The following is a 4,252-nucleotide window of genomic DNA, read 5'->3' as shown; positions in this document are numbered from 1 at the left end:
TGAAATTGGCTTACAGCGCCCGTCCTTTAAGCGGTAGGTGCTATTATGTTTGAAGCATTTGCACCGCCCCACCCGTTCGGGCTGAGCCCGTCGAAGCCTGGGCGTCATCCCCACCCGTTCGGGCTGAGCCCGTCGAAGCCTGGGCGTCATCCCCAACCGTTCGGGCTGAGCTTGTCGAAGCCAGGGCTTGGGCGCTGATCTGGCAGCATGCCTTTGTTCAGGGCGGGAGCCGGGGTGTGCGCCCGGCGGCGCAGTAACTTTCTCTTGTCTCGCCAAGAGAAAGTCACCAAAGAGAAGGCGACCCTACACGCTGCGTCCCTTCGCTTCCCTGCGGGCAACCTGCGGTGCTCGGTTTTGGCGGGGTCTCGCTCAACTCGCGCCGCTTCGCGTCACTCAAACAGACGCGAGCCCTGATCCGCCAAAACCTCCGCTCCTCGGCGCATCCTGAAGGGAACCCGGGGATCGGACTTCCACACGGGCCATTGCTTCGCTGCGCTTCGCTCGGCCCGAACACGCAGGCGCTTCGCGCCGCGACCGCGAGGCCGAGCGAAGCAATGGCCCGTGTGGATGTTCGGATGTTCGGCTGTCCCACCCCTGCTGGCTGCGCCTGCGGCGGGGCAGTTGAGGGGTGAGCATGCGCGTCGGAGCGCGCATGCCTCGTAATCTGACTCGCCGTGGCTGTCCGAGCGGCGCGCGCAGCGCAGAGCGAGTTCCACGGCGCACCCCGCAACCGCCCCGACGCAGGTTTGCCCCTTCGCACAGCGAAGGGGTCGCAGACTGGGGGGCGCCCTTTCTTTGGTGACTTTCTTTCGGCGACGCGAAAGAAAGTTACTCGCCGCCGGACGACTCCCGGCCTCCGCCCTATGCAACGGCACGCCACCCAAACCAGCGCGCAAACCCAGGCTTCGACAAGCTCAGCCCGAACAGGTTGGGGAAGAGATGCACACAGCCTCCACCCACCTGCCCCCACCCCGCCTACCCCGCCCGATACCCCATCAACCACGCCCGCCGCCCCGCCCACCACACCTGCAGCGCCTTGCCATACAAGATAAAAACCAGCGCCGCAGCAATCAGCGGCAATGCCGCAAACACCCACCCCGTCAACAACTCGCCCCCCAGCGCCACCCCCACCAGCAACGCCACCGCCGGGTTCACAAACGAATAACTCCCCGCCAACGCAGCCGACGTGTTCTGCAGCAGCCACAAATAGGCATTGAGCGCCACCAGCGTGCCAAACACCAGCAGATAAATCCATGCAGCCCATGACCTGGCGCTCACCTGGCCCAGCGCAGACAACGGCTCGAACCACAACGCCACCACCAGCCCCATGGCACCACCAGCAAACCACTGCGCGGCTGCGGCCATGGCCGGTGCCGGCAACGACAGTCTGCGCGAGGCGTACGAGCCGATGCTCCAGCACAGTGGAGCGCCAAACGCCAGCAAGGCGCCCAGCCAGGTGGCCGAAAAATCACCCTCCAGCGCCAGCAGCAGTGCGCCCACCACCCCCAGCGCCAGGCCAACCCAGCTGGTGAAGGGCACACGCTCGCCGCCCCAGCGCGACCACAACGCCAGCCACATCGGCATGGTGGTCACCACCGTGGCCATCAGGCCCGAGCCGATGCCCAGCTTTTGTGCAAAGCCAATGAAATTCATGGCCAGAAACACCATGAGCCCACCTACCAGGGCCGAGTTGCGCCACTGGGCGCGTGTGGGCAGAGCGTGCCCCTGCCACACCGCAAGCAGCAGCATGACGCCGCCTGCGCACAAAAAGCGGATGGCGTTCATCAGCAGCGGCGGCAAACTCTCCAAGGCAATGCCGATGGCGAAATACGTGGTGCCCCACACCACGTAAACCAGCACCAGTGCCACCGCCACCATCCAGTTGCGTTGCTTACGGGCTTGCGCATTGAAAATTGCCGGCATATTCTTCACCTGACCGAATAATTTATGGAAATCCGAGCGTTTACGGAATTTTTACCAAAATCAGGGCCATATGCAAGCAAATATTCAGACGGATGACATGGACGCCAGAATTATTTCGGCGCTTGGTGCAGATGGCCGGCGTTCCTATGCCGAAGTGGGCGCCGAGGTGGGCCTCTCGACCGCCGCCGTGCACGAGCGCGTGAAGAAGATGCTGGACAAGGGCGTGATCCGCCGCTTTTCCATCAGCGTGGACCCGGAGCGCGTGGGCCTGAACTTCACCGCGTTTGTGGCCATCCGCAACGACGGCGGCATCCACTGCCGGGACGTGGCACCGCGCCTGCGCGCCATGCCGCAGGTAGAAGAGCTGCACAGCGTGGCGGGCGAGTACGACTTTCTGGCCAAGATCCGCACCACCCACGCGCGTGCGCTGGAAGATGTGATCTACGAGATCAAGGCCATTGCAGGCGTGGCACGCACGACCAGCACCGTGGTACTGAACACCGAGTTTGAAGACCGGCCCATGGACCTGGGCTGGATGGGAACCGGCAAAGGAGGCTGACGCGAACCGCCTGCGGATGTTTACGACGCAACGGCTACAGGATCGACCACAGCATCAGCCTCAGGGCGCTGGGCCAGACGCTCCACCATCGCCATGTAGTAGCCCAGTGGCGGCGTGGCCAGCGCTGGCACCTTGGCATGGTCGTCATAGCGGCGCAGACGGATGGCCTCATGGGCGAAGGGCTGGGCGGCGAACAGGACCGCTTCCTGGGCCGTGAAGGCTCCGCCCTGCAGCACCAGACTGTGCTGCGACGCGGGCGAGAGCGTCTCCCAGTAGCCCGGCTCCATCGTGCACAGGTAGCGCTTGGCATCCACATGCAGGCGGATGGGCTCCAGCACCGCGTCGGGCAGCAGGCCACGCAGGAACGGGATTGCCATGTACTGGTGCAGGTCGTCCTGTTCGGCCGTGTCGCCCCCGGGCGCCAGCAGGTGGCCCAGGTCGTGCAACAGGGCCGCAACGATCGTGGCCGGGGTTTCGCCCGACTTCTCGGCCCACTGCGCGCACTGCAGTGCATGCTCCAGCTGGCTGACCGCCTCGCGGCCGTATTGGTTCACGCCGCGGGTTGCGAGCAGGTGGGTGATGTCTTCAAGGCTCAATGCCATCGTCTTTCCTTGTCAGACCAAAGCCTTGCGGATGCGGGCGGAGACGAGGTCGATGACGCTCACCGTGACCACAATGATCAGCATCACGGCGCAGGTCTCGGCGTACTGGAAGCCCCGGATGATTTCCCACAGCACCACGCCAATGCCGCCCGCCCCCACCATGCCCACCACCGAGGCAGAGCGCACATTGGCTTCAAAGCGGTACAACGTGAAAGAAATCCACAGAGGCATCACCTGCGGAATAACGCCGTAGATGATTTCGTGCAGTGCACTGGCTCCGGTGGAGCGGATGCCCTCCACGGGTTGCGGGTCAATGGCCTCCACCGCTTCGGAGAACAGTTTCGCCAGCGTACCCGAGGTATGGATCCACAACGCCAGCACGCCCGCAAACGGCCCCAGCCCCACGGCCACCACGAACAGCATGGCAAACACCATTTCGTTGATGGCGCGGAACGCATCGAGCACCCGGCGCACCGGCTGGTAGACCCACCAGGGCACGATGTTGGAGGAGGCCAGCAGCGCCAGCGGAACTGCCGTGATCACCGCCAGCGCCGTGCCCCACAGCGCAATCTGCAGGGTGACCAGCATCTCCTGCACATAAAGCTCCCACTGCGAAAAATTGGGAGGGAAGAACTCCGCCGCATAGCGGGCCATGTTGCCCGAGTCGCTCAGCAAGTCCAGCGGGCGCATGTCCGCGCCCTTCCAGGACGCTGCCAGCAGCACGAGCAGGATGCCCCACGACAGGTACCACACCAGGCTGCGCCTGGGCGCCGTATGGCTGGCGAGGGCTGCCAGCGAAGGATTCAGAGCAGAGGACATGGAGACACCCGGGCAGCAATGAAATACGAGCGGCTTACTTCAGCGACGCCAGCTGTTGGTCGATCTCGGCCAGGCGCGACTTTTTGTCGGCATCGGCCAGGGTGGCATCGCTCTCGATCTTGTTGCGCTTGCCGAACAGGTCGAGCTGGCGAATGGGCATCAGCTGGGCATTGGTCGATGGCTTGAAGCCCGAGAGCTTGGAGATCTTCATCACGATCTCTTTCTCGCGCGCATCGGTCTTGGCGTAGTTGTAGAAGAAGTCGCGGATCCTGGTCTTGGTGGACTCGGGCATTTCCTTGTGGAGAACCAGAGGATCGAGCGCGATCAACGGCGAGGTCCAGACAATCTT

General features: G+C 63.8%; 5 protein-coding genes. 1 reads left to right on the top strand and 4 read right to left on the bottom strand.

Annotated features, from left to right (window positions below; translation table 11 throughout):
* Positions 1 to 975: 975 nt before the first annotated feature.
* Positions 976 to 1,923, bottom strand: a complete 948-nt coding sequence (locus KYG_RS18420) for an EamA family transporter (protein WP_034695283.1) — start codon at positions 1,921 to 1,923, stop codon at positions 976 to 978.
* 70 nt (positions 1,924 to 1,993) lie between these two features.
* Here KYG_RS18420 and KYG_RS18415 point away from each other — a divergent pair, with 70 nt between their 5' ends.
* Positions 1,994 to 2,482 (top strand): Lrp/AsnC family transcriptional regulator, encoded by a 489-nt coding sequence (locus tag KYG_RS18415; RefSeq protein ID WP_237707292.1) that lies wholly within the window; start codon positions 1,994 to 1,996, stop codon positions 2,480 to 2,482.
* Between the two features lie 20 nt (positions 2,483 to 2,502).
* On the opposite strand, the gene KYG_RS18410 is transcribed toward KYG_RS18415, so the two are convergent.
* From KYG_RS18410 to KYG_RS18400, 3 genes are all read right to left on the bottom strand, one after another.
* Positions 2,503 to 3,084 carry a phosphonate degradation HD-domain oxygenase gene (locus tag KYG_RS18410; RefSeq protein ID WP_008906441.1) on the bottom strand — a complete coding sequence of 194 codons (582 nt, stop codon included), beginning with the start codon at positions 3,082 to 3,084 and terminating at the stop codon, positions 2,503 to 2,505.
* A gap of 12 nt (positions 3,085 to 3,096) precedes the next feature.
* The gene (gene phnE, locus KYG_RS18405; protein ID WP_034695282.1) at positions 3,097 to 3,903 is read right to left on the bottom strand and encodes a phosphonate ABC transporter, permease protein PhnE; all 807 of its coding nucleotides are present in this window, start codon (positions 3,901 to 3,903) and stop codon (positions 3,097 to 3,099) included.
* A 34-nt stretch (positions 3,904 to 3,937) separates the two neighbouring features.
* On the bottom strand, positions 3,938 to 4,252 hold a 315-nt coding region (locus KYG_RS18400), incomplete at its 5' end, for a PhnD/SsuA/transferrin family substrate-binding protein (RefSeq protein ID WP_008906439.1).

The sequence above is a fragment of the Acidovorax sp. NO-1 genome, from assembly GCF_000238595.1.
GTDB lineage: Bacteria > Pseudomonadota > Gammaproteobacteria > Burkholderiales > Burkholderiaceae_C > Acidovorax.
The sequence above is the reverse complement of the archived record's forward strand: the minus strand, read 5'-3'. Positions and strand labels throughout refer to the sequence as shown.

Excerpts from the sequence above, each read along its gene's own strand:
- KYG_RS18420 (WP_034695283.1), bottom strand. The coding sequence starts at position 1,923 with ATGCCGGCAATTTTCAATGCGCAAGCCCGTAAGCAACGCAACTGGATG.
- phnE (WP_034695282.1), bottom strand. The coding sequence starts at position 3,903 with ATGTCCTCTGCTCTGAATCCTTCGCTGGCAGCCCTCGCCAGCCATACG.
- KYG_RS18415 (WP_237707292.1), top strand. The coding sequence starts at position 1,994 with ATGCAAGCAAATATTCAGACGGATGACATGGACGCCAGAATTATTTCG.
- KYG_RS18410 (WP_008906441.1), bottom strand. The coding sequence starts at position 3,084 with ATGGCATTGAGCCTTGAAGACATCACCCACCTGCTCGCAACCCGCGGC.